The sequence below is a fragment of the Saccharothrix mutabilis subsp. mutabilis genome, from assembly GCF_039521145.1.
GTDB classification, from domain to species: Bacteria; Actinomycetota; Actinomycetes; order Mycobacteriales; family Pseudonocardiaceae; genus Actinosynnema; species Actinosynnema mutabilis.
Genome location: NZ_BAAABU010000005.1, coordinates 175593 through 200092 on the forward strand (window position 1 = coordinate 175593; position 24500 = coordinate 200092).

Consider the following 24500-nt stretch of genomic DNA (forward strand, 5'->3'; position numbering starts at 1 on the left):
GCAACCATCCGGTTGCGTCAAGTGGGTCAGGCCACCCGACGACCCCACTCGGGCCACGTGACGGCCACGTCCCCGCGCTGGGTCACCCCGTTCACGGTCACGGCCAGCGACACCCGCGCGGCCCGGAACGCGGTGAACCGGCCGGTCTCGGGGTCCAGCCACGCGGCGTGCCAGGGGCGCACGCCGTGCGCCGGTCCGACGTGGACGTTCGGCGACGCGGTCCAGTCCGCGCTCACCGGGTAGCGGACCCGCACCTGCCGCGCCCCCTGGGTCAGGGTGGCGACGACGGTCTCCGGCGTGCCGACGACGGCGACGTCCGGCGCGGTCAGGGTCAGGGCGTCCACGTGCGGGCGGATCTCGGCGGCGACCCAGTCCTCCCGCCGGTGGTCCACGCCGAGCAGCGTCCAGCCGGAGAAACCGCCCTCCGCCGGCGACTTCCCCGAGTTGCCGTTGATCAGGTACGGCACACCGTCCACTCTGGACGCGTGGAACACGCCGACGTGGGCGCCGATGAACATCGCGCCCTTGCCGGTCGTGCGGCGGAAGTCGGCCAGCCAGTCCTCGACCAGGTCGGCTTCCATGCGGTCGTTGAGCTGGCTGCCCTTGGTGGGCGTCGGGTCGCGCGGCGGGTGGTGTTCCATGACCACCACGGAGTTGATGTCCTCGTGGTGCCGCAAGGCGTCCCGCAGCATCGCGGCCTGGTCGAAACCGCCGCCGCGCACCGTGCCGGTGGACGAGTCCAGCAATACGAACCGGGTGCCCTTGTGGTCGAACGTCCGGTTGGTGGCCCCGAACTCGCGCCGGAAGTTGTCGATCGTGCCCGGCCCCATGATCTCGTGGTTGCCCGGCACGTAGTGCCAGGGCAGCTCGTCGCCCAACTCCTCGGTCAGGACGCGCCGGGCCAGCGCCAGGTCGGCGGGTGCCGCCTCGTCCACGAAGTCGCCGTTGACCACGACGAAGTCCGGCTTCTGCGCCTTGATCTCGCGCAGCGTGCGGCGGGCCGAGCGGACCAGGTCGCTGTCCGGGTTGCGCGCCACGAACTGGGCGTCGGACAGCACCGCGAACCGCCACGGCCGGTCGTCCACCGTGCCGTCGCGCACCACGACCCGGTCCGAGGTCGGCTGGGACGGCGGGAGGTCGACCGCGGGCGGGACCTTGGCGACGATGTCGTCCACCACGACCTCGCCCTTGTACTGGCGGTCGGCTTTGGTCTCGATGGTGTAGAACCGGTTGATCCGCAACGGGAACGCCAAGCCCGCCGGGACCGGCACCTCCAGGTACCTCCACCCCGTCCACGTGATGTACGGGCCGTACAGCGACCTGGTGAGCCCCGCGTTGTCGGTCACGGTGAACGCCGTCCACTCGCCGCGCCCGTGCCCGTACACCCACGCGCCCAGCGCGAGCGGCTGCCCCTCGACCACGATCGGCTTGGGCGGGATCGCGTACGCCGTGCGGGTCCCGGTGGACTGGCTGAAGTCGTAGGAGATCTTCAGGCCCGCGCCGGTGCGCCCGTCCGGGACCGGCGTCACCGAGCCCGAGCCGCGCGCCGAGCCGAACGTCCAGGACGCGCCGTCGTCGAAGCCCGCGACCAGCTTCTCCTCCAACCCCACGGTCACCGCGATCCGCACCTCCTGGCCGGCGACCCGCGCGGTCACCGTGGTGGCTCCCGGCCGGCGCGCGGTGACGGTGAACGAGCCGTTGTCGCCGGGCGCGACGTCCACCACGGAACGGTCGTAGTCCAGCGCGAGGTCGGTCGGCTCGATCGGCGCGGTGAAGCCGTCCGGGTCGTGGCCGATCACGCCGAACGCGCCGGTCGTGGTCAGGCTGAGCCGGCTGGTCGTGGCGGACAGGCGGGTCAGCGGGCCGAGGACGGTCAGCTCGACCTCGCCGGTGACGCCCCCGCGCCGGGCCACGGCCTTGGTCGTGCCCGGGGTGTGGCCGCGGAACACGCCGTCGCGGACGTGCCCGACGAACGGGCGCGTCGAGTGCCACGAGTGCGCGTCGTCGCGGGCCGGGCCGTGGGTCTCGTCGTAGCCGTCGGCGACCAGCCTGCGGGTCAGGCCGGGGAACACCCGCTCGGGGTGGCCGCCGGGCACGGTGTCCGCGCCCGGCGCGCGGCGCGGGTCGATCGCGGTGCGGGTCCAGAACCCGACCAGGTCGCCGCTGCCCTCCGGCGCGTAGAGGGCGAGGCCGTTGGGCACCGGGCGTTCCCCGCCGTCGGACGGCGTGTTCTCCACGGTGACGGCGTCCGTGCCGGGGGTGCGGGCGAGCAGGGTGGACGAGCCGCCGCCGTCGAGGTTGAGCGCGTTGTGCGCACCCATCTCCTTGAGGGTCGCGGCCATGTCCTTGAGGTTCAGGCCGAGCAGGAACGGCGCCTGCCGCCCGTCCACGGTGAGCACGAACATCTTCTTGCCGTCCGCGGAGAACCCGACCGCCGTGCGCGGGTGCAGCGGGTCGTCCGGGGCGACGACCTGGCCGTCCTTGAGCAGGAGCTGGTTGCCGCCGACGGCCGCCCTGAGCGCGCTGCCGTCCTGGGCCTTGGTGGTGTAGTCGACGGTGACCTGCTCGCCGACGGCCAGGGCTTTCAGCACGTCCGCGCCGGTCTCGCGGCCGACCAGGACGAAGCCGTCGGCCGGGATCGGGTCGTCGCCCGCGCTCGCGCGGTGCTCGGTGACGACGTCGCCGCGCACCACCACTTCCTCGACCCTGGTGGCGCCGCGGACCGCGCGGGAGCGGCTGTAGGAGCCCCAGAGCGGGGTGAACACGCCGATGCCGTTCGCGGCGATGGACGCGCTGTTGAGCTGGTTCAACGGGGTCGTGGTGCCGTCGGCGCGGGTGATCCGGCCGTCGAACAGGACGTCCATGACCCGCCCGATGCCCGCGGCGTCGATGCCGACCGCGCGGCGGTGGTTGGCGGCGGGCGACTTGACCGTGCGGCCGTCCTGCACGCCGACGCCCTCGGGCGCGTTGGAGTTGTTGATGTCGAAGAAGTCGCCGTTGACCGCCGCGACCGCGCGGGTGCGGGCGGCCTGCGCGGACAGGGGTTCGGCGGCGGTGACCGCGCCGGGGTGCAGGTAGTCGACGCGCGTGCCGGCGGTGAGGTCGACGGTGAGCGCGTCGCCGCGGATCCAGCCGCCGGCGTCCCCGGGCTCGTACCAGTCGAAGGAGCTGAGTTCGACGCCCGGCGCGACCGGCCGGGTGGTGCGCGCGGTCTCGATGCGGCGCTCGACGGCGGACCGGGCGGCGGGCTCGTCGGGCAGGTCGGGGGTTTGTCGGTGGGGCGCGGGGTGATTGGCCCCAGGAGCACTCAGGCCCGAACTGTCGGTCCTACCTGGGACAATGGTGTCGGGGGCCGGAGGCCGCAGGTCGGCGTGGGCCGGGGTGTCAGGGGCCGGGGGTCGCAGGTCGGCGTGGGCCGGGGTCGCGTGGGCCGGGGTGAAGGGGACGAGGGTCAGGACGGCGGCGACCACGAACGGTCGGAGGCGTCTGGGCACGGGGGCTCCCGCGGTGTGGTGAATGAGTTACCCGCTGCCAGCCAACCTCGTGAGAGCTTGGCGGAACACCGGCCATTCGGAGCAAGTGCGACCACCTGCCCTACTGGGTAGCAGCACCCGTCCGGTAGGCGCCAGGGCTGTTGCCCGTCCAGCGCTTGAACGCCCGGTGAAAGGCGCTGGCCTCGGAGAACCCCAGCCGCAGCGCCAGCTCCTCGACCGACTCGCCGCCGCGCACCAGGCTCGCCACCGCCTGGTCGCGCAGCAACTGCTCGCGCACCTCGCGGAACGACGTCCCCTCGGCCGCCAGCTTGCGGCGCAGCGTCGGGGCCGACACCCCCAGCCGCGCGGCCACGTTGTCCAGCCCGACGACCCCGCCGCCGAGCATCCGCCGCACCTGGCTGGAGAAGTCCGCGCCGTAGTCCCGCCGGGACAGCAGCTCACCCGGCGAGTTGCGCAGGAACCGGCGCAGCGCGGCCTCGTCCTGCACCACCGGCATCCGCAGGAACCGGGTGTCGAACGCCAGCACGGTCTCCGGCGCGCCGAACCGCAGCGGGCAGCCGAAGATCAGGTGGTACTCGGCCGCGTGCGGCGGCTCGGGGTAGGCCAGCTCCACCCCGCGCAACGGGATGCGCCGGCCGATCAGCCACGACGAGAACCGGTGCCACAGCACCAGCAGCGACTCCACCAGGAACCGGTCCGGGTCGTCCACACCCTCCGTCACCAGGGTGAACCGCGCGACGCCGCCGCGCTCCCCCAGCGTCATCTCCGGCCGCACGTCGAACAACGCGTAGAAGGCCAGCCCGCGGCGCAGCGCGTCCTCCAGCGACGCGCAGTGCACGGCGAGCAGGCACATGGTCGGGAACGTGCCGCGCTTGCTGCGTTGCGGCCCGAAACCCATGAACTCGTCGTCCAGCACCTCCCACAGCGCCTGGATCAGCCGGGAGTACTGGGCGGGCGTGACCCGCGCGCGGTCGTCGGCCAGCAGCGCTTCGGGAATCCCCGCGGCGGCGAGCAGGCCGGCCACGTCGTGACCGTGCCGCCGCGCGCCGCGCAAGGCCGCCTTGACGTAGTGGATGGCGATGGTCCTCGTGAGCATCACTCACAGTGTGGCAGGAACGGCGCACAGCCGAAGGCGGCGACGCGGTGTGGGGAGAGAGAAGGTTCCGCGCCGCCGCCCCCGGTGGCCCACCCCAGTGAGCCTGGCTCCTCGCCGATGGGGCATCCGCCCGCCCATCCACGAGGGACGTTCTGTTGTGTGCATCACCACTTTAAGTGGTCTAGACCAGATGCGTCAATACTGCGAAAAGGCTATACCTGGTCCAGACCATGCTCGTTTGTTTCCCCCGGGTGTCACGACTGTTCCAGCGGTGCTACCGCGAAGCCGGCCGAGAACCGCTTGCACCAGATCACGACACTGCGGACGGTCGCCAGGTCCGCCCCGGCCGGCACGTCGTAGACCTGGTTGCCCTGGTTGGCCTTCAGCTTGCCCAGGCTGGTGAACCCGGTGCCGAACGCCGACTCGGGCGAGTCCGACGACTTGTCCGACAGGTACACGTACAGGTCCGGACCGTCGCTGGTGTCCAGCGACTCGAACTGGACGGCGTGCGTGCCGTCGGGTCGCCGCACCAGCGACGCGCTGCCCGTCGTGGCGTGCTCCAGCGATCGGAACGGGCCGGACGCCAACGCCACCGGACCCGTGGGAGCCGCGCTGGTCGTGGGTGCCGCGCTGGGCGTCGTGGGTGCGGCGCTTGGCGTTGTGGGTTCGGCGTTGGGCGTCGCCGTTTCCGAAGTGGACACCGGCACCAGCAGCGCCTCGTCCGCCGTCCGGTCGGTGACCAGGCGCCAGGGCTGGAACAGGTACAGCCCCACCGCCAGCGCGACCATCAGCACCGCCGACACCCCGATCAGGACACTCCGCTTGGACATGACCCCGCCTCTTCCGATTCGTCCGCTTGTGCCTAACTCTGACGAACCGGACGCTTCCGAGAGTCCTGGAAACGCCTTACGAACTTCTGACGTCCGGCTGTCGGCGCGGGTTAGGGTCGCCGGGTGGGTGAACGGACCGGACTGGTGGTCGTGACGGCGCTGATGGTGGGCTGCGCCGTGCTCGGCCCGTTCCCGCACCCGGTGCCGCTGCTGTTCGCGATCGCCGCCGCCGGCGCGCTGAACGCGGTCTTCCCGCTGATGCGCACGTTCGGCTCGGCCCTGCTCGGCGGGGTCGCGGCGGCTTCGGTCGGCATCGCGGCGGTGCCGTTCGTGACGTGCTCGGCGGAGCGGTTCGGTGACGTGTTCACCTGCACGGGTGACGCGCCCACGTGGCACCTGACCGGGTCGGTGCTGGTGGCGGGGCTGTCCGGCGCGGCGCTCGTGCTGGCCCGCGTCCTGGGCACGGCCGAGTTGGAGCGCCGGCTGGCCGCGATCGAGCACGCGGTGCGCGAGAAGGGGTACGAGTGAGCCTGACCTGGGGGCGGGTGGCGGCGTGGCGCACGCGCGCGCACAGCCTGGACGTGCGGCGGCCGGCGGCGGAAGCCCTGGACGTGGTGTCCGAGCTGTGCGGGCTGCACGCGCAGCTCATGTCGTCCGCCGAGGCGACGTTGCACGCGCGCGTCGACGGCCTGCCGGCGGACTACGTCGAGCGGGCCCTGTGGGAGGACCGGACGCTGGTCAAGACGTGGTGCATGCGCGGCACGCTGCACCTGCTGCGGTCCGACGAGTACGCGCTGTGGCAGGCCGGGTTCGGGACGTACCGGCACTACACCAAACCGGTCTGGCACCGGGGTTTCAAGATCACCGCCGAGGAGTTGCAGGCGCTGCTGGAGGGCGTGTCGGAGGCGCTGAAGGGCCGGGTGCTGACCCGGGCCGAGCTGGCCGACGAGGTGGCGGCGCGGACGTCCGACCACATCGGCGAGAAGCTGCGCGAGAGCTGGGGCGCGTACCTCAAGCCGGCGTCGTTCCAGGGCCGGCTGGTGTTCGGGCCCGGTGAGGGCCAGTTGGTGCGGTTCACCCGGCCGGACACGTGGATCGAGGTCGGCCCGCCGCCGGCCGACCCGGTGCCGGAGATCGCCCTGCGGTGGTGGGGTGTGCAGGGCGTGGCGACGCGGGAGGAGTTCGCCCGCTGGTGGGGCGTCAGCCCGGCGGAGGCCGGTCGGGTCCTCAAGGCGTTGGGCGAGCGGGTCGTGCCGGTGGACGTCGAGGGCGCGCCGCACTGGGCGCGGGCGGATCTCGTAACAGCGTTGCGGGAAGCCGAACCGGTGCGCGGCGTGCGCCTGTTGCCCGCGTTCGACCAGTACGTGGTGGCGGCGACCAGGCACGCGGCGAACCTGATGACCGGCGGGTCGCCCGACCTGGTGTACCGCCCGCAGGGCTGGCTGTCGCCGGTGCTGCTGGTGGACGGCCTGATGGCCGGGGTGTGGTCCCAGGAGCGCAAGGGCGGACGGGTCCAGACAACTGTTGAACCCTTCGGCTCGTTGACCGCGAAGGTGCGGAAAGCGGTGGTCGCGGAGGCGGACCGGTTGGGCGAGGCGGTCGAGGTGGTGTGGGCCGGGTGAGTCCGGTGGATCAAGCGGTACTGTTCTGCCGCTCGGATCTGCCGCTCGGACAGGCGTTGGACGGGGCGTTGGACGGGGTTCCGGGCAGGACGGAGGGGGTCGGCTGTGCGTGTGGTGTGGGCGGCGTGCGGCCTGGCCGTGGCGGCGTCGGCGCTGACCGGCGTGCTGGTGGGCGTCTACATCCACAACGTGGACGAGGGCCAGAAGGCGGAACCGCCCGCGTCCACTTGGATCACGAGCCGTTCGATCACTTCGGCTACCGAACCGGCGGTCACCGGCACCCCGACGACGGAAGCCGCCTCGGCTCCGAGGGCCTCGACGTCCGCGCCTCGGGTGACCACCACGACGGTGACGACGACTTCGGCGGACACCACGCCGCCACCGCCTCCTCCGCCTGCGCCCACCACTACGAAGACCAAGAAGACCGAGTGGCCTTGCGGGCCTCTCAACCCGCTGCCGCCTCCTCAGTGCGACGAGTGAGCTGCGCGCTTTCGGGCTAAAAGTGCGGAGCGCTCGAAAGATCAAAAGCGAAGAGCGAAAAGCGGCGCTCGCCGCGCGGCAGGCCCCCGGGGGTGGAAGGGCGTCGGTTCGTTCCGCGGGCGCTGCGCTTGGCGTGCGCCTGCGGCGCGAAAGCGGCGAGGGTGGGGGCGGTGGAGGTCACAGTGGGGGCTGGGTGCTCGTAACGTTGGTGTCCCCGGTCGGCAACGTGGTCCCGTCAACCTGGTCCCATGGAGTCCACACCGAAGACCTGGCGTCTGCGCGTCGAGCTGGACGACAGCCCCGGCGCGTTGGCCCGCATGACGATCCGGCTCGCCGAGCGCGGGTGCAACGTGCTCGCCCTGTCCGTCATCCCCGTCCCCGGCGGGGTGATCGACGAACTGGTTGTCCGCGCCGCACCGGGGTTGTTGCCCGCCGACCTCGTCGCGGCGGTTCGGGCCGAGGGTGGGCGGTGTGTCGGGATCACGCCTGCCGACGTGCGTGACCTCGTGGACGCCCCCACGGCGGCGCTGCGGGCGGCCGGTCGCGCCATGCGGTTGCCCGGAGGCGTGGGTGATGCCGTGCGCACGGTCCTGGGGGCCGATTCCGTGGTGGTCGCGGACGGGGAGGTCGAGGAGAGCGAGTACCGGATCAAGGTCGAGACGCCGGACGCGACGTTGGTGGCCCGTCGGGGCTGGGCGCCCTTCACGCACGTCGAGGTGGCTCGGGCCGAGGCGCTCGTGGAGTTGCTCGGGACCCGCGCGCCCACGACCTCGGCGTTGATGACCGCCGACGGCATGGCCGTGGTGCTGCGGCCGGGGTTGGTCGGGGACGCCGACGCCGTGGCCGCTCTGCACACGCGGTGCTCGATGGGCACCCTGTTCAGCCGCTACCACTCCGGCGTGCGCACGCTCCCCCGCCGCTGGCTGCACCGCCTGCTCACCCCTCCGCGCGGCACCACCGTGCTCGCCCAGTGCGCGGACGCGGTCGTGGGCATGGGGCAGCTGATCCCGATGTCCACACCGGACAGCGCCGAGGTGTCGTTGCTGGTCGAGGACGCCTGGCAGGGTCGGGGCGTGGGGACCGGGCTGCTGCTGGCGCTGGCCCGCACCGCGCGGGCGGCCGGGTACCGGGAGCTGGTCGGGTGGTGCCTGACCGCCGAGACCGGGCTGCTGCGCACGGCGGCGCGGGCGGGGTTGCCCACGTCGTCGCGGCGGGAGGACGGTCTGCTGCGGGTCTCGGTCGGCTCGTCTCGCGTGGAGAGCGCTTCCCAGCCGGTGACCTCGGGCTAAGCTGGGACGGTCGGCTAGCCGTTCGAGGAGTTGGTGCCCGTGTCCGTCCAGTCGCACTCCGGCCCCAGACCCACGCTGGAGGACGTGGCGGCGCGGGCGGGTGTGTCGCGGGCGACGGCGTCCCGCGTGCTCAACGCCTCGCCGCGGGTCAGCCCGGAGGCGCACGAGGCCGTGACGGCGGCGGTGATCGCGCTGGGTTACCAGCCCAACCAGGCCGCGCGGGCGCTGGTGACGCGGCGGACCGGCGCGGTCGCGGTGGTGTTCTCCGAGCCCGAGCCGAAGATCTTCGACGACCCGCACTTCGCGTGGCTGATCCGGTCGGCCGCCCGGTCGCTGGCCGACGCCGACGTGCAGATGGTGCTGCTGCTCGTGCACTCGCCCGAGGACATGGCGCGCGCCGAGCGGTTCCTGGCCGGCGGGCACGTCGACGGCGCGCTGATGTTCGCGCCGCACAAGGGCGACCAGCTGCCCGCGTTGGCCCGCAAGCTGTCGCTGCCGGTGGTGTACGCGGGTCGGCCGTGGGGTCCGCTGCGCGGCATGCACCTGGTCGACCACGACAACGAGGGCGGCGGCGTGCTCGCCACCGAGCACCTGATCTCGTTGGGGCGCAAGCGGATCGCGCACGTCACCGGGCCGTTGGACGAGCACTCGGCGATGGACCGCCTGGCCGGCTGGCGGTCGGCCACGGGCGCGTCGGACGCGGACGTGGAACTGCTGACCGAGGACGGCGGCTTCTCCCGCGAGGGCGGCAAGAACGCGATGGCCGCCCTGCTCCGGCGGGTCCCCGACCTGGACGCGGTGTTCATCGCCAGCGACCTGATGGCCGCCGGCGCGCTGGACGCGTTGCACGAGGCGGGCAAGCGCGTGCCGGAGGACGTGGCCGTGGTCGGCTTCGACGACCACCCGATGATCGCCCCGCACACCGTCCCGCCGCTGACCAGCGTGCAACAGGACACCACCAACCAGGTGCGCCACATGGTCACCCACCTGCTGCGCCTGCTGCGCGAGGAGCCCATCAAGGCCAAGCGCGAAGTCCTGCCGACGGTGCTGGTCCGCCGCGAGTCGGCCTAGCCGTGTGGGCGGGGCCGCCCCGGCGTGAACCGGGACGACCCCGCCGGCGGTCAGAAGCGGTGGCCGTGGGACGGGACCGCGTTGTTCCGCACGACTCGCGCGAAGGTGTGCCCGCTGTCCTTCACGGTGCGCCGCTGGGTGGTGTAGTCGACGTGCACGATGCCGAACCGCTGGCTGTACCCCGCCGCCCACTCGAAGTTGTCCAGCAGCGACCACGCGAAGTACCCGCGCACGTCCACGCCCCGCGCGATCGCGGTGTGCACGGAACGCAGGTGGTCCACCAGGTACCGGGTGCGCTCGACGTCCGCGACCCGGCCGTCGGTCACCTCGTCCGGGAACGCCGAGCCGTTCTCGGTGACCACCAGCGGCACCGACACGTCCCGGTCCAGGCGTTGCAGCAGGTCGGTGAACGCGTCCGCGTCGACCTCCCAGCCGAACCCGGTCAGCTCCCCGCGCGGCGGCACCAGGTCCACGCCCCGCAGGCCGGGGAACGGGCCCGGGGTCACCCGCGACGGGTCCGCCGACAGCGCGACCCGGGTGGGGCTGTAGTAGTTCACGCCCAGCCAGTCGATCGGCGCGGCGATGACGTCCAGGTCCCCGTCCCGCACGACGCGCCGCCAGTCGCCCAGCCACGCGGTGTCGGCGACGACGTCCGCCGGGTAGCCCTTGCCGTTCAACGGGTCCAGGAAGAACCGGTTCTGCAACCCGTCCACCTTGCGCACCGCCTCGCCGTGCGCCGGGTCGTCGGCGTAGACCGAGGAGAAGTTGAGCACGATCGACAACCGGTGGTCCGCCGGGGCCTGCGCCCGCAACGCCGCCACCGCCAGGCCGTGCGCCAACAGCAGGTGGTGCCCGGCCTCCAGCGCGGCCTTCGGGTCCACGACGCCCGGCGCGTGGATGCCGTTGCCGTAGCCCAGGAACGCCGAGCACCACGGCTCGTTCAACGTCGTCCACACCGACACGCGGTCGGCGAGCCGGGCGTGCACCAGGGCCGCGTACTCGGCGAACCGGTAGGCGGTGTCGCGGTCGCGCCAGCCGCCGCGGTCCTCCAGCGCCTGCGGCAGGTCCCAGTGGTACAGGGTCGCCACGGGCTGGATGTCGTGCGCCAGCAGGGAATCCACCAGCCGGTCGTAGAACGCCAACCCCCGCTCCTCGACCGCGCCCGCGCCGGTGGGCTGCACGCGCGGCCACGCCACGGAGAACCGGTACGCGCCCAGCCCCAGGTCGGCCATCAGGCCGACGTCGGAGGCGTAGCGCCGGTAGTGGTCGCACGCGGGTTCGCCGGTGTCGCCACCCTCGACCTTGCCGGGCGTGGCGGCGAAGGTGTCCCAGATCGACGGGCCCCGACCGTCCGCGGTGGTCGATCCCTCGATCTGGAAGGAGGCCGTCGCCGCTCCCCACAGGAAGTCCGGTGGGAAGCGCAGCAGCTCCTGCCCGACCTGGGTGTCCGGGTCGGTTGCGGTCATGTGTTCACCCCTTAACGGCGCCCTGCATGATCCCGCCGACGATCTGGCGGGCCAGCAGGAGGAAGATCCCGACGACCGGCAGCACCGCGAGCGACGCGCCGGAGAGCATGAGCGAGTAGTCCGTGTAGTAGCCGCTGGCCAACGTGGACAGCGCGACCTGCACGGTGGGGCTGTCGTTGGGGTCCAGCACGATCAGCGGCCAGAAGAAGTCGTTCCACGCCGTCATGAACGTGAACATCCCCATCACGGCCGCCTGCGGCCGGACCGCGGGGAACGCCACGTGCCAGAAGGTGCGCAACACCGAGCACCCGTCCACCCGCGCCGCCTCGACCAGCTCGAACGGCACGGACTCCTCGCACGCCTGGCGCATCCAGAACACCGAGAACGCGCCGATCAGCGCGGGCACGACGACGGCTTGCAGCGTGCCGTACCAGTCGAGGTCGGACATCAGCATGTAGAGCGGGATGACGCCGAGCTGGGTCGGCACCATGGACGTGCCCACGACGACCAGGAACAGCGAGTTGCCGCCCGGGAAGCGCAGCCGCGCGAACGCGAACCCGGCCAGCGTGCCCAGCACGACGTTGCTGATCGCCACCGTGCCGGCCACGATCAGCGAGTTCTGCATGGCCAGCCAGAAGTCGACGGTGTCGAACACCCGAGCCAGGTTCTCGAACAGGTTCCCGCCCGGGATCAACGACGGCACGGCGTCACCCAGGGCGGAGTTGTCCTTGCTGGCGATCAGGAACGAGTAGTACAGCGGGAAGATGGAGGCGACCAGCACGACGACGAGCACCGCGTACGCCACCGGTCCAGCCCGGCCCACACGGGAAGCCACGGCGCTCACCCCTTGGACGCGATGCGCCGCGTCAGCGTGAAGTTCAGCAGGGCCACGAGCAGGATCAGCATGAACAGCACCCAGGCGATCGCCGACGAGTAACCGGCGTCGAACAGCCGGAAACCCTTCTCGTACAGGTACATCACCAGCGTCTGGAACTGCCGGTCCGCGCCGCCGGTGCCGGTGGCCGTGCCGCCCGGGTCGAACAGCTGCGGCTCGACGAACAGCTGCATGCCGCCGATGGTGGAGACGATGACGGTGAACAGGATCGTGGGCCGGATGCTCGGCACGGTGATCGACCAGAACACCCGCCACCGGGACGCGCCGTCCAGCATCGCCGACTCGTACATGTCCTTGGGCACGGACTGCATGGCGGCCAGGTAGATCAGCGCGTTGTAGCCGGTCCAGCGCCACATGACCATCGAGCTGATGGCCAGGTGCGACGCCCACGTCTCGGCGCGCCAGTCGACCGGGTCGATCCCGAAGAACCCGAGCAGACCGTTCACGATGCCGAAGTCGCGGCCGAAGAGCTGCGCGAACACCAACGCCACCGCGGCGACCGAGATGACGTTGGGCAGCAGCACCCCCGCCCGCCAGAACGCCCGCCCGCGCAGGCCGCGGTCCAGCAGCGCCGCCAACCCCAGGGCCGCCAGCAGCTGCGGCACGGTGGACAGCACGAAGAGGCTGACCGTGTTGCCCAGGGCGTTCCAGAAGTGCGGGTCGCCGAACAGCTCGCGGAAGTTCTCCAGGCCCACGAACCCCTGCGCGCCGTCGACGAGCTGCCAGTCGTGCAGCGACACCCACGCCGTGTAGAGCAGCGGGTAGAGGCCGAAGATCCCGAAGACGACGAAGAACGGCGCGATCGCCAGGTACGGCGTGTACCGGGTGTCCCAGCGCCCCAGGCGGTGCCGCCACGACGGCGGATCGGTGCGCGGCGGCGGGACGGAGCGCCCGGACTCCGTCCCGCGTCGCGCCGGAGCGACCGTCACTTGGCGGCGTCCCGCGCTTCCCGCACGGCCTGGTCGAACGCCTCCGCGGTGGACTGCTTGCCGGTCTCCACGCGGGAGAGGGCGTTGTTGAACACCGGGGTGACCTTGGCGTCCTTGGTGCCGCGGTAGGTCGGCTTGAGGCTCTCGGCGGAGTCGCCGAAGATCCGGCCCACCGGCGCGGAGTTGAAGTACTCGTTGACCGTCGAGGTGACCTCGGGGTCCTTGTAGGCGACCGGCTCGCTGGGCAGGTTGCCGGTCTCCTTGAAGATCCGCTTCTGCTGCTCGGGCGCGGTCAGCCACTTGGCCAGCTCGTAGGCCTCCTTGGGGTGCTTGCCCTGCTTGGGCACGGCCAGGAACGAGCCGCCCCAGTTGCCGCCGCCGCCGGGCGCGGCGGCCACGTCCCACTTGCCCGCGGCCTCGTCACCCGCGCCGGCCTTGATCAGCGCGAGCGCCCACGCCGGGCAGGTGGTGGTGGCGAAGGAGGCCTGCTTGAGCGCGACGTTCCAGTCCTGGCTGAACGGCGACAGCGCGCCGGTCTGCTTCTTCTCGCCCAGGCCCGCGGCGAGCTTGAACGCCTCGGCGACCTTCGGGTTGGTGTCGGCGATGAAGGAGTCGTCGGCCTTGGCGAAGTAGCCCTCCTCGGTCTGGTCGAGGATCGCCTTGTAGACGTTCTGCGCGGTGTCCACGAACTTCACGTTCGGGGTGGCGGCGGTGAACTTGTCGGCGGTGGCGAGGAAGTCGTTCCAGGTCGGCCAGAGCTTGCCCACGGCCTCGCGGTCGGTGGGCAGGCCGGCGGCCTGGAACAGGTCGCGGCGGTAGCACAGGGCGAGGCTGCCCATGTCGGTGCCCAGGCCCAGCACGAAGTCGCCGTCGTCGGTCGTGCCCTGGTTCCACTTCCAGGCCGCCCACTGGGACTTCAGGTCCTTGGCGCCGTAGTCGGCGAGGTTGACGAACTTGTCCTTGGACTGGCGGAACAGGGCGACGTTGCCCTCCTCGATGGCCACGATGTCGGCCGCGCCGCGCCCACCCGCGAGCTGGGTGGCCAACTGCGTGTGGTGCTGCTCCATCTTGACCTTGCGCTGCTCGATCTCGACGTTCGAGTGCTGCGCCTGGTACTCCTTGATCAGGTTGTCGTACCCGAAGTCGGAGAAGATCCCGATCGACAGCTTGATCTTGTCGTCCCCGGCGTCACCACCGCCGCCGCACGCGGCCGTCATGGTGGCAGCCACGGCGATCGCGATGGCCGCCGACACCCGGCCGCCCAGACTCCTGCTCATCCGTCCTCCTAGCCGCTTCGACCCACCGCGCGGGCCGCTGTGAGAGCGCTCTCACGGTCGCGGTGGGCACGGTCGGTGTCAACCCGCCGACAATCGGTCGACACCGTTCCGTAACTTTCTGAAGCGCTCTCGTGCACCGGAAGTCACCTCGGTGCCACGAGCGGTGAAGGGCGGGGGTGGCCCGGCCCTCGCCCGGGCCACCCCGCACCTGGTTAGAGGGGACGGGGCGCGAGAAGTGACGCGCCATCGCCGAAAATCTTGTGACCCCTGCCACAAGCCACGTGCCGCCACACGGGAGAAGGCCCGCCCCGGTCTCCCGGAACGGGCCTTCCCACCCCCTGCCCCAGGCGCACCCCGATGCGCGCCCCGGGCTCGCTCAGGCGCACCCCGACGCGCGCCCGAGCCGTCTCACGCCTCGGCCATCCCCGCGACCACCGAGGTCCGGGCCGCCCGGCGGGCGGGCATCGCGGCGGCCACCACCGCGGCCACCACCGCCGCCGCCAGCATCGCCCCGATCTGCCCGAACGGGATGATGAAGGCCAGCTTCACCGCCTCGGACGACAGCGCCGTCGTGATGACCCACCCGAAGCCGACGCCGAGCACCAGCCCGATCGCCGCCCCCATCAGCGCCATCAGGATCGACTCCACGACCAGCATCAGCCGCAGCTGCCCCCGCGTCAGGCCCAGCGCCCGCAGCAGCGCCGACTCGCGCGTCCGCTCCAGCACCGACAACGTCAACGTGTTGGCGATGCCGAACAACGCGATCACCACGGCCAGGCCGATCAGCGCCCACACGAACGCCAGCACCTGGTCGAGCTGCTTGTTCAGCTGCGCCTTGGTCTCCGCCGCCGAGTCGATCAACGCCAGCGGCGACGCGTCGGTCACCTTCTCCACCGCCGCGCGGCCGTTGGCCACACCCGGCTTGAGCTTGACCATGATGCTGTCGTAGCCGTCCACGCCCGGCGACAGCTTCGCCACGGTCCCCAGGGTCAGCACACCGTCGGCCAGCCGCTGACCGGAAACGATCGCCACGACCTTGACGGTCTCCGAGGCGTCCTCGGTCTTCAGAGTCGTCGTGGAGCCGACCGAAAGGCCCTGTTCCTTCGCGTAGTCCGCCCGAAGGGCGACCGTGCCGTCCCGCAGATCGCCCAGCGAACCGCTTTCCACCTTCGGCCGGAACAGGTCACCCAGCGCGTCGGTGGAAACACCGGTGAAGTACGCGTCAACCGTGCTCACGCGGTTGGTCGGCGCGACCTTGGCGACCTCCGGCACGGCGGCCAGCCGGGTGGCCAACTCCGGCGGCAACGGCCGGTCGTAGACCGACGAGGTCACCGTGTAGTCCGCCGGAAGCCGCTGGTCGACCTGCTCGCTCGCGGTCTGCTTCGCGCTGTTGGCGACCACCGTCACCATCGCCACGATCGTCACGCCGATCATCAGCGCGGCCGTGGTGGCGGCGGTGCGCTTCGGGTTGCGGCCGGCGTTGGCCGACGCCAGCTTGGCGGGCACGCCGAAGATCGCCCTCGGCACCGCGCCCAGCACCCGGTTCACCGGCCCGACCAGCAGCGGCCCGAGCACCAGCACGGCCAACAGCAGCACCATCGTGCCCGCGCCGCTGATGAACATGGCCGGCTCTTCCTTCTCCTGCTTCATGCCCAGCACGACCGCCACCGCGCCGAGCACGGCCAGCAGACCGGCGGACAGGACCCGCAGCTTGCCGGTGCGCGACACCTCCTCGCCGCTGTCGGGCTGGCTGCGCAGCGCAGCCACCGGCGGCACCCGCGTCGCCTTGCGCGCCGGCAGCACCGCGGACAGCACGGTCACGACGACACCCACGCCGAACGCGGCGAGCACGGTCGTCACGGTGATCGGCAGGCGCACCACGACGTCCGCGCCGCGGTCGTCGAACGACCCGATCACCACCTGTAGCGCCGCCGACACCCCGAGCCCGCCCAGCAGGCCCAGCACGGACGCGGCGAAGCCCATCACCACGGCCTCCGCCAGCACGCCGCGGAAGACCTGCTTGCGGCTCGCGCCGACGCACCGCATCAACGCCAGCTCACGCGTGCGCTGCGCCACCAGGATGGTGAACGTGTTGTAGATGACCATCGCCGCGACGACGAGCGCGATCACCGCGAACGCCAGCAGGAACGCGGTGAACTCCGCGGCCTGCGAGCTGATCTGCTTCAACGTCCGCTCGGTGAGCTGCTCACCGGTCTGGATCTCGAAGCCGTTCTCCCCCAACGACTTCTTGAGGTTGTCGGCGACCTGTTGCTGGGTGAACCCGTTCGCCGCGACCGCGACCACCTGGTACGGCAGGCGTTCGGGGTCCAGCGCCTGGAACGCGTCCGGCGTCAGCACGAGGTGGTCACCGCTGGCCATCGACATCTCGCCGACGCCCTGCTTGTAGGTGCCGACCAGCGTGTACTCGCGGGTCTGGTCGTCCGTGCCGAGCAGCTTCACCGGCTGCCCGATCGACAGCTTGGCGGTGTCGGCGGTGCGGACGTCCACCGCGACCTCGTTCGCCCGGTCGGGGTAGCGCCCGCTCGCCAGGTCGAACTCGCGCAGCTTGTCGTTGCCCGCCAACGGGGTCGCGATGGCCGGCCGGGCCTTGCCCGAGCTGGTCATCAGCGGCACGGAGGCGTACCCGCGCGGGTCGGCGCCGGCGACGCCCGGGGTCTGGCGGATCTTCGCCAGGGTCTCCGGCGTGATGCCCTTGCTGTCGGTGGCGCCGTTCAACGTCACCGAGACGTCCACGCCCCGGGCGCTCTTGGCGAACTCGTCCCGCATGCTCGCGTTCATGGCGTCGCCGAGGACGAGCGTGCCGGTCACGAAGGCGACCCCGAGCGCGATCGCGACCGAGGACAGCACGAGCCGCGCGGTGCGGGCCTTGAGGCCCGCGATGATCGTGCGCAGCATCAGGTCACGCCCCCAGGTGCTTCAGCGCGGCCAGCACGGAGTCGGCGGTCGGGTTGTCGATCTCGCCGGCGAGCCGGCCGTCGGCCAGCAGCACCACGCGGTCGGCGTAGGACGCGGCCACCGGGTCGTGCGTCACCATGATCACGGTCTGGCCGAGCTGGCGCACCGACATCCGCAGGAAGTCCAGCACCTCCGCGCCGGAGCGGGAGTCGAGGTTGCCGGTCGGCTCGTCGGCGAACACGACGTCCGGCTTGGACACCAGCGCCCGCGCGCAGGCCACGCGCTGCTGCTGGCCGCCGGACAGCTCGGTCGGCTTGTGCTTGAGGCGGTCGCGCAGGCCGAGCACGTCGACGATCCGGTCGAACCACTGGCGGTCGGGCTTGCGGCCGGCCAGTTCCAGGCCGAGCAGGACGTTCGCCTCGGCGGTCAGCGTGGGCAGCAGGTTGAACGCCTGGAAGACGAACCCGATGCGGTCGCGGCGCAGCTTGGTGAGGTCCTTGTCGCCCAACGAGGTGATCTCGGTGCCGCCGATGTGCACCGCGCCGCCGTCCACGTTGTCCAGCCCGGCCAGGCAGTGCATGAGCGTCGACTTGCCGGACCCGGACGGGCCCATGATGGCGGTGAACTTCCCGGCCTGGAACGCGACGCTCACGCCGTCCAGCGCCCGGACAGCGGTGTCGCCCTTGCCGTAGACCTTCACCAGGTTCGCGGCGGCTACAGCGGTACGGGTCCCGACGTCGGACACCAGTGCGGACATGCTCCCTCATTCCCTAGGACTCCCGGACGAGGGAAAAGCTAGGGGCGCACGCCGTACCCGGTCGTCACCTCGCCGGCGGAACCGCCGGTCCACCCAGAGGATGACCCGGCTCCTCCCACGGCATCACCAGACCCCTTGGCGGGGCGGAGGAGGGTGAACGACTCAAGGACGATCCCCCGGCCCGCCCGTGCAAGACCGCGGTCAGCCCGGTTGGTCGAGCAGGCCGCGGTCGAAGGCGATGGCCACCGCCTCCGCCCGCCGGCTCGCGCCCAGCTTCGCCATGATCCGGGTCAGGTGCACGCTGACCGTCTTCTCCGAGATGAACAGCTCCTCGCCGACCTCCCGGTTGGTCCGCCCCAGCGCCACCAGCCCCAGCACCGACCGCTCGCGCGGCGTGAACGGGTCCACCCGCGACCGCGCCGCCTCGGCGTGCAGCGCCACCCGGGCCCGGCGCGCGACCAGGCCGACCGCGTCGCGCAGCGGCACGGCACCCAGCGCGGTCGCCACCTCGTCGGCCGACCGCAGCTCCGCCACGGCCAGGTCGCGCTGGTCGGAGGCCAGCAACGCCTCCGCCAGCCGCCACCGGCACACCGCCTGCTCGAACACCGACCCGTAGCCGAACGCGTCCACCGCCCGCCGCCACAGCGCGCAGTCGCCGACACCGGTCAGCCGGCTCTCCTCCGCCACGACCCGCGCCAGCCACGCCACGCCCTCGGGCCCCAGCGTCCCGGTCCGCGGCAGGCCCATCTCGGCGGTGGTGCGGGCGTACTCGGCCAGTTCGACGCCGGCCTTGACCGCCGCCTCCTCGCCCGCCGCGTCGCGCCGCCGCCGGGCGCGTTGGGCCAGTTCGGCGTACCCGGCGACGCCGTGCGCGGCCAGGCGGATGCCGGCCAGGATCCACTCGCCGCCCTCCCGCCGGGTCCACTCGATCGCGTCGCGCGCCCGTTCCACGGCCAGTTCCGGCTGGCCGCGCCACAGCGCCAGCTCCGCGCCGGTGCCGCCGGTGATCAGGGCGATCTGGAGGTCGCGGTGCCAGTCCGCGCGCAGCTCGCCGATCAGCCGCTCGGCCTGGCCGAACTCGCCCCGGCTGACCGCGACGTGCGTGCCGGCCGCCGCGAGCCGCGCCGAGACCGTGCTGGACACGCGCAGGCCCGGCGGTTCGGCGGCGACCGCCGCGTCGTCCCAGCGGCCCACGTGGTAGCGGGTCAGGACCTGGAGGATGCGCAGCTCCAGGCCGTAGGCGCTCCACGTCAGGCCGGTGGCCTTGGCGCGTTCCATGCCCTCGTCGAACGCCCGCGCGGCCTCGACCAGCGCGCCCCGGTCGTAGTAGTGCAGGCCCAGGAAGTAGCGGGCGCGCAGCTCGGTGCTGTACGCGTCCACCTCCATCGCGCACGCCACGGCCTCTTCGAGGTGCCGGCGGGCCGACTCGGTGTCGGTCACCTCGTCCAGCAGGCCCAGCGTGGCCAGGGCGTCGGCCACGGCGGACTCGGTGCCCGACGCGCGCCCGTCGCGCACGGCCTGCTCGGCGAACTCGCGCGCCTCCGCGTACTTGCGCTCGTGCCGCCAGCAGGCCGCCAGCACCGCGAGCACCCACGCGCGGGACGTGCTGGCGGGCCGGTCGCGGACCAGTTCCCACGCCTGTTCGATCGCGGCGAACTTCTCGTTCTCGGTGCCGTCGACCACCTGTAGCGCCTGGGCGAAGCGCCGCCACATCTCGGCGGCCTCCTCCGGGTCCGAGCCGTCGACCAGCTTCGTGCCGCTGCGCGCGAACGCGATGGCCCGCTCGGGCTGCCCGGCGGTCCCGGCGACCCAGGACGCGCGGCGCAGCAGACCGACCTCCGTCACGCCCTCGGGCCGCTGCTCGGCGGGCACCGCCTGCCACAGCTTCAACGCCTGCTCCAGGTGCCGCAACGCCTCCGCGGGCGCGCCGGCGCGCTTGGCCTCCTGCGCCGCCTCCACCGAGGCGCGCAGCGCGCGGGGCAGGTCGTGGCTCTCCAGGGCGTGGTGGGCCAGCGCGGCGGCGGCGCCCCGGTCCGACGACGCGGCGAACCGCGCGGCGTACGCGGAGTGCAGGCGCACCCGTTCGCCGGGCAGCAGGTCGCCGTAGACGGCCTCGCGCAGCAGCGCGTGCCGGAAGGTGTAGACCTCGTCGCGGTTCACGATCAGCACGTGGTGCTGGACGGCTTCGCGCAGCGCCTCGTCCAGGGCGCGGTCGTCGATGCCGGCGACCTCGCGCAGCGCGTCGTGCCGCACGGACCGGCCGCCGACCGACGCGACGCGGACGACGTGCTGGGTGTCGGGGGCGAGGCGCTCGATGCGGGCGAGCAGCACCTCGGCCAGCGTCCAGGGGATGCTGCCGGCGCCGCACGCGGCGACCGCGATCAGCTCCTCGGCGAAGAACGGGTTGCCGTCGGAGCGCTCCGCGACCTCCAGCACCACGTCGTCGGGCAGGTCGTCGGCCAGGGCGGCGACGAACGACCGCGCGTCGATCGCGCTGAGCGGGGTGAGGTCGAGGCGCTGCACGGCGGGCAGCCGGACCAGTTCGTTGAGCAGGGGGCGCAGCGGGTGGCTGCGGTGCAGGTCGTCGGAGCGGTAGGTGCCCACGACCAGCAGCCGCTGCGACCGCAGCCGCGAGAGCAGGAAGGACAGCAGGTACCGGGTCGAGGCATCGGCCCAGTGCAGGTCTTCGAGGATGAGCAGCACGGGCCGGTCGTCGGACAGCTCGCCGAGCAGGCCGTGGACCGCGTCGAACAGCTGGAGCTGGCCGACGTCCTGCTCGGGGCGGCGGCCGACCAGGTGCGAGGGCAGCCCGGACAGGCCGTTCTCGCCGGGCGCGGACACCGGCAGGGCCAGCTCGGGCAGCAGGCGCCCGAGCGCGGGACGTGCGGAGACGTCGAGCAGACCGGCCTCCCGCACCTGCCCCAGCGCTTCGGTGAAGGGCAGGTACGGGAGGCCGGTCTCGCCGACGTCCAGGCAGCGGCCGGTGAGCACGAGCACGTCACCGGCAGAGGCGGCCAGCTCGTCCACCAGCCGCGTCTTGCCGACGCCCGCGTCGCCGGCCAGCAGGACCGCGCCGGCCTGGCCGGCGGCGGCTTCGTCGAGGGCGGCGCGCAGCCTGGTCATCTCCCGGCTACGCGCCACCAAGGGGATTCCGGAACCGAGGCGTGCCACGGGGTGCATGTTCGCACACCTCAGGCAGCGTCGAGCCGGCCATTTCGCTGTACGGGGATCTCCGGGCGGGGCCGGTGGCCCAACCTGCGCCACCACGAGCGCTTCGGAGCGGAGTTCGACCTGGCGAGACGGGCGTGTGCCGCGTCCGCGCGCAGCGCCGCCTGCCGGTAGTCGACCTCCGCCTTGATGGCCTCCGGGGTCCATTCCACGATGACGTTCTCCTTGTCTCCCGGTCCGGCTTGTTCCGTCCCGGTGTGACTCGAAGATTCGTCCTGAGGTGGCGCCCCCGGCATCGGGTGTTCACGTGGGTTCCGACGTTGGTGCCCTTACCCGCCGCCGTAAGGGGGGTCAGACGGCGGGTAAGGGATGCCCTCAGCGGGCCTCAGGCGCCCCTCAGCAGGCCCCGAGGTCCTTCCAGACGCCCCACTCGCCGGTGGTCCCGGGCTCGTCGCCCTGGGTCCACCACTTCGCCTGCCAGCGCTTCCCGCGGTGGGAGACCTCGTTGCCGCCGTTGTAGACCTTCGTCCGCTCCCAGGCCGGCGCGGTGCACACCGGGTCCTGCGAGGTGGTCGTGGTGGTGGTGGTCGAGGTCGGCGGGGTGGTGGTGCCGCCGCGCGGGTGGTCGGAGGCGATGGCGTAGGACTTGCCGCCGAAGGTCAGCTTGAAGTTCGACGGCGAGGCGATCGGCAGCTGGTAGCTCAGCGCCACCTCCACGCTCGCGCCCGGCGCCAGCGACTGCCAGCTCGGCAGGGCCAGCTCGACGTGCTGGAAGTCGCCCTTGATGCCGCCGACGTTGCCGCCGGTGTGGCCCTTGGCGGTGACCCGCAGGCCGAACCCGGACTGGTCGGACATGCTGCCCGGGGCGCTGGTGCCGTAGTCGAACTCGATCTTCGTGCCGCCCGGGAGGGTGGTGGTCGAGTTGTTGGTGATCTTCAGCTTGGGCGTGATCGGGTAGTTGTTGTCGCCGAGCGCGAACCCGGAGACGGTGGCCGACACGTTGAGCACCTCGGTGGGCGGGGTGCCCGCGGCCTTCTGCGCGCCGTACGGGGCCGCGCCGCGCAGGCCGTTGTTGATCGTGGTGAGCAGGGTGTCGCCGATCGTGTACTGGCCCTTGGCGGAGTCGAACCGGTAGTCGCCGGCCAGCTCCCAGATCATGATGCCGCCGATGCCCTTGTCCGCCACGTACTTCGCCTTGGCCGCGAGGGACTGCTCGTCCTCGGTGGACAGGAACACCTTCTTGTCGGCGTTCCACAGCCAGGGCGCGGTGAGGGTGTTGTCGTAGTAGCGGACGTAGTTGCCGGAGACGCGGTCGGTCGGGTCGTTGGCCGGGTCCAGGCCGTAGGAGGCCAGGTAGTCCGGCGTGATCTCGTTCTCCAGGTTCTTGGCGTGCCACATCGGGTTCGCGCCCGCCGGGACCTCCGCGCCGGACGTCGACAGGTCGTGCCACAGGTTGTCGATGCCCAGCGCGCCGTTGCCGCACGGGGTGGTCGAGCCGACGCTGGACCCGGTGCCGGGCGGGCACTTGGTCTGGTCGGGCAGCGCCGCCTTGCCCCACAGGCCGTTGGTGCCGCCGGTGACGCCCTGCCAGCCGCGCGTGTAGAAGGGGACGCCGATGTTGATCCGGCCGGCCTGCATCGCGCCGCGGAAGTAGTGGTAGGCCCAGTCGGTGTTCAGGTAGCCCATGCCCTCGTACTGCGGGGCGGTGTAGACGCCGCCGGCCGCGAGCTCGCCGTCCTTGCCGTCGTCGTAGAGCGAGGCGTTGGGGCCGACGAAGTGGTTCCACGAGCCGTGCAGGTCGTAGGACATGATGTTGACGTAGTCCAGGTACCGGGTGACCTGGTAGGCCTCCTGGCCGCGCAGCAGCCAGCCCGACGCGGGGACGGCCGCGGTGAGCAGGTAGTGCTTGCCGTCGGCGGCGGAGGCCCGGTCGAGCTTCTCGCGCAACGTCTTCATGATCCGCTCGTAGCCGGCCCACAGCGTGCCGCGGTTGGCGTTGGAGATCCAGAAGTCGTCGGGGTTGCCCGCGTGGTTGTTCGAGGTGGCGTACTCGTAGTCGATGTCGACGCCGTTGAAGCCGTACTTGCGGATGAACTCGACCGCGCTGTCCGCGAACGTGTCGACGGCGGCCTGCGACTGGCCGAGCTTGTAGAAGCCGCCGGAGGCGACCCGGGACCCGTCGGCCGCGAAGTAACCGCCGGTCTCCGCCCAACCGCCCACGGAGACCATGGTCTTCACGTTGGGGTACTGCTTCTTGTACTTGTTGAGCAGGTTGAAGTGGCCCTTGTAGGGCAGGGAGGGGTCGAGTTCGACACCGGGCCACGTCATGCCGGTGGAGGCGTTGTCGGGGCCGTCGGGACCCACGGAGACCTTGTTGGACCCGTCGATGTGGGCGAAGGCGTAGTTGAGGTGCGTGACCTTCGTCCACGGGATGTCGGACGCGAGGTAGGCGGGCGCGCCGTTCTTGCCGGTGCGCCAACTCGTGAAGTACCCGATCACCCGCCGGGAGTGGGCGGACCCGAGGGACTCGCGGCCGTTGGTGTCGTAGACCGAGCAGTAGGGGACGGCGACGCCGGGGGTCTGGTAGAGGCCGTCAGGACGGCACTCGTCACCCGTGGCGGCATTGGACGCGGGGGACAGCCCGACAAGGGCGAGTCCGGCCGCCGTGGCGAGGGATGCCAACAGCGGCAACAGCTTTCTGGGCACTGACCGTACCTCCTGCACCAGGCGGCGGCCTCAACGCAGAGTGGAGCGAACGAAACGTAAATAGGTCTGGACCACTCTGTCAATAGGTCTGGACCACTCAACCGCTCCAGCCCCTCATGAGAGCGCGACCACAACGCGCGCAGCGCGCCGCGGGGCCTCGCGAGGTCACACCCCAACCCGGGCTTCTTGCTTGTGTCATCTCCGCATGGCCTGCCCGAAGGGCTACCACACTTTTGGTCGGGTGCGGCCGAATTTTTTGTGAGGAACGAGCAAAAAATTTAGCGGCACCCGACCAAAAGTGTGGTTGGCTCCGCCAGGCCATACGGAGATGGCACAAGCAAGAAGCCCCCGCCCTTTCTTTTGCTTTTGTGTCATCTTTGGCGGCCTGCCCGCCGGCGAGGCTCTTTTAAGCTTTTCAAGCTTTTCGAGCAGACGCGCTCCGCGCTCTCAAGCCGAGCGCGCTTCGCGCTTGAACGCGCGGAGCGCTCGAAAGATCAAAGCGAA

At 71.8% G+C, this 24500-nt stretch carries 17 protein-coding genes; 5 read left to right on the plus strand and 12 right to left on the minus strand.

What is annotated here, in order from left to right; genetic code table 11:
- Positions 1 to 26: 26 nt before the first annotated feature.
- The 3 genes from ABD126_RS14855 to ABD126_RS14865 form a co-directional block, all read right to left on the minus strand.
- Positions 27 to 3494, minus strand: a complete 3468-nt coding sequence (locus tag ABD126_RS14855) for a phosphodiester glycosidase family protein (protein ID WP_343934392.1) — start codon at positions 3492 to 3494, stop codon at positions 27 to 29.
- Positions 3495 to 3594: 100 nt separating this feature from the next.
- Entirely contained in the window at positions 3595 to 4590 is a 996-nt protein-coding gene (locus ABD126_RS14860) for an AraC family transcriptional regulator (RefSeq protein ID WP_343934393.1), read from the minus strand.
- Positions 4591 to 4844: 254 nt separating this feature from the next.
- Entirely contained in the window at positions 4845 to 5420 is a 576-nt protein-coding gene (locus ABD126_RS14865; RefSeq protein WP_343934394.1) for a DM13 domain-containing protein, read from the minus strand.
- Between the two features lie 123 nt (positions 5421 to 5543).
- Between ABD126_RS14865 and ABD126_RS14870 the strand changes: the two genes are divergently transcribed.
- The 5 genes from ABD126_RS14870 (at position 5544) to ABD126_RS14890 (ending at position 9882) form a co-directional block, all read left to right on the plus strand.
- A complete protein-coding gene (locus tag ABD126_RS14870) occupies positions 5544 to 5948 on the plus strand; it encodes a hypothetical protein (RefSeq protein WP_343934395.1) in 405 nt (134 codons plus the stop codon).
- Positions 5945 to 7042, plus strand: coding sequence for a winged helix DNA-binding domain-containing protein (locus ABD126_RS14875; protein WP_343934396.1), 1098 nt, complete (start codon positions 5945 to 5947; stop codon positions 7040 to 7042). Before ABD126_RS14870 ends, ABD126_RS14875 begins: the two co-directional genes overlap by 4 nt.
- Before the next feature lie 105 nt (positions 7043 to 7147).
- Positions 7148 to 7522: a hypothetical protein gene (locus ABD126_RS14880; RefSeq protein ID WP_343934397.1), complete on the plus strand. Its 375-nt coding sequence runs from the start codon at positions 7148 to 7150 to the stop codon at positions 7520 to 7522.
- Between the two features lie 248 nt (positions 7523 to 7770).
- Positions 7771 to 8811 carry a GNAT family N-acetyltransferase gene (locus tag ABD126_RS14885; RefSeq protein WP_343934398.1) on the plus strand — a complete coding sequence of 347 codons (1041 nt, stop codon included), beginning with the start codon at positions 7771 to 7773 and terminating at the stop codon, positions 8809 to 8811.
- A 39-nt stretch (positions 8812 to 8850) separates the two neighbouring features.
- Positions 8851 to 9882, plus strand: a complete 1032-nt coding sequence (locus tag ABD126_RS14890; RefSeq protein WP_343934399.1) for a LacI family DNA-binding transcriptional regulator — start codon at positions 8851 to 8853, stop codon at positions 9880 to 9882.
- Between the two features lie 50 nt (positions 9883 to 9932).
- Here ABD126_RS14890 and ABD126_RS14895 read toward each other — a convergent pair whose 3' ends face one another.
- The 9 genes from ABD126_RS14895 to ABD126_RS14935 all read right to left on the minus strand — a co-directional run bounded on the left by ABD126_RS14895 (position 9933) and on the right by ABD126_RS14935 (position 23996).
- Positions 9933 to 11348 carry a GH1 family beta-glucosidase gene (locus ABD126_RS14895; RefSeq protein WP_343934400.1) on the minus strand — a complete coding sequence of 472 codons (1416 nt, stop codon included), beginning with the start codon at positions 11346 to 11348 and terminating at the stop codon, positions 9933 to 9935.
- A 4-nt stretch (positions 11349 to 11352) separates the two neighbouring features.
- A complete protein-coding gene (locus ABD126_RS14900) occupies positions 11353 to 12183 on the minus strand; it encodes a carbohydrate ABC transporter permease (RefSeq protein ID WP_343934401.1) in 831 nt (276 codons plus the stop codon).
- A 5-nt stretch (positions 12184 to 12188) separates the two neighbouring features.
- Positions 12189 to 13085, minus strand: coding sequence for a carbohydrate ABC transporter permease (locus ABD126_RS14905; RefSeq protein ID WP_343934638.1), 897 nt, complete (start codon positions 13083 to 13085; stop codon positions 12189 to 12191).
- An 83-nt stretch (positions 13086 to 13168) separates the two neighbouring features.
- Positions 13169 to 14449 (minus strand): extracellular solute-binding protein, encoded by a 1281-nt coding sequence (locus ABD126_RS14910; protein WP_343934402.1) that lies wholly within the window; start codon positions 14447 to 14449, stop codon positions 13169 to 13171.
- 408 nt (positions 14450 to 14857) lie between these two features.
- Entirely contained in the window at positions 14858 to 17365 is a 2508-nt protein-coding gene (locus ABD126_RS14915; RefSeq protein WP_343934403.1) for an ABC transporter permease, read from the minus strand.
- 4 nt (positions 17366 to 17369) lie between these two features.
- Entirely contained in the window at positions 17370 to 18122 is a 753-nt protein-coding gene (locus ABD126_RS14920) for an ABC transporter ATP-binding protein (RefSeq protein WP_343934404.1), read from the minus strand.
- Between the two features lie 201 nt (positions 18123 to 18323).
- Positions 18324 to 21302, minus strand: coding sequence for a helix-turn-helix transcriptional regulator (locus tag ABD126_RS14925; RefSeq protein WP_343934405.1), 2979 nt, complete (start codon positions 21300 to 21302; stop codon positions 18324 to 18326).
- Between the two features lie 11 nt (positions 21303 to 21313).
- Positions 21314 to 21502: a hypothetical protein gene (locus ABD126_RS14930; RefSeq protein ID WP_343934406.1), complete on the minus strand. Its 189-nt coding sequence runs from the start codon at positions 21500 to 21502 to the stop codon at positions 21314 to 21316.
- A 184-nt stretch (positions 21503 to 21686) separates the two neighbouring features.
- The gene (locus tag ABD126_RS14935; RefSeq protein ID WP_343934407.1) at positions 21687 to 23996 is read right to left on the minus strand and encodes a chitinase C-terminal domain-containing protein; all 2310 of its coding nucleotides are present in this window, start codon (positions 23994 to 23996) and stop codon (positions 21687 to 21689) included.
- Positions 23997 to 24500: the final 504 nt, after the last annotated feature.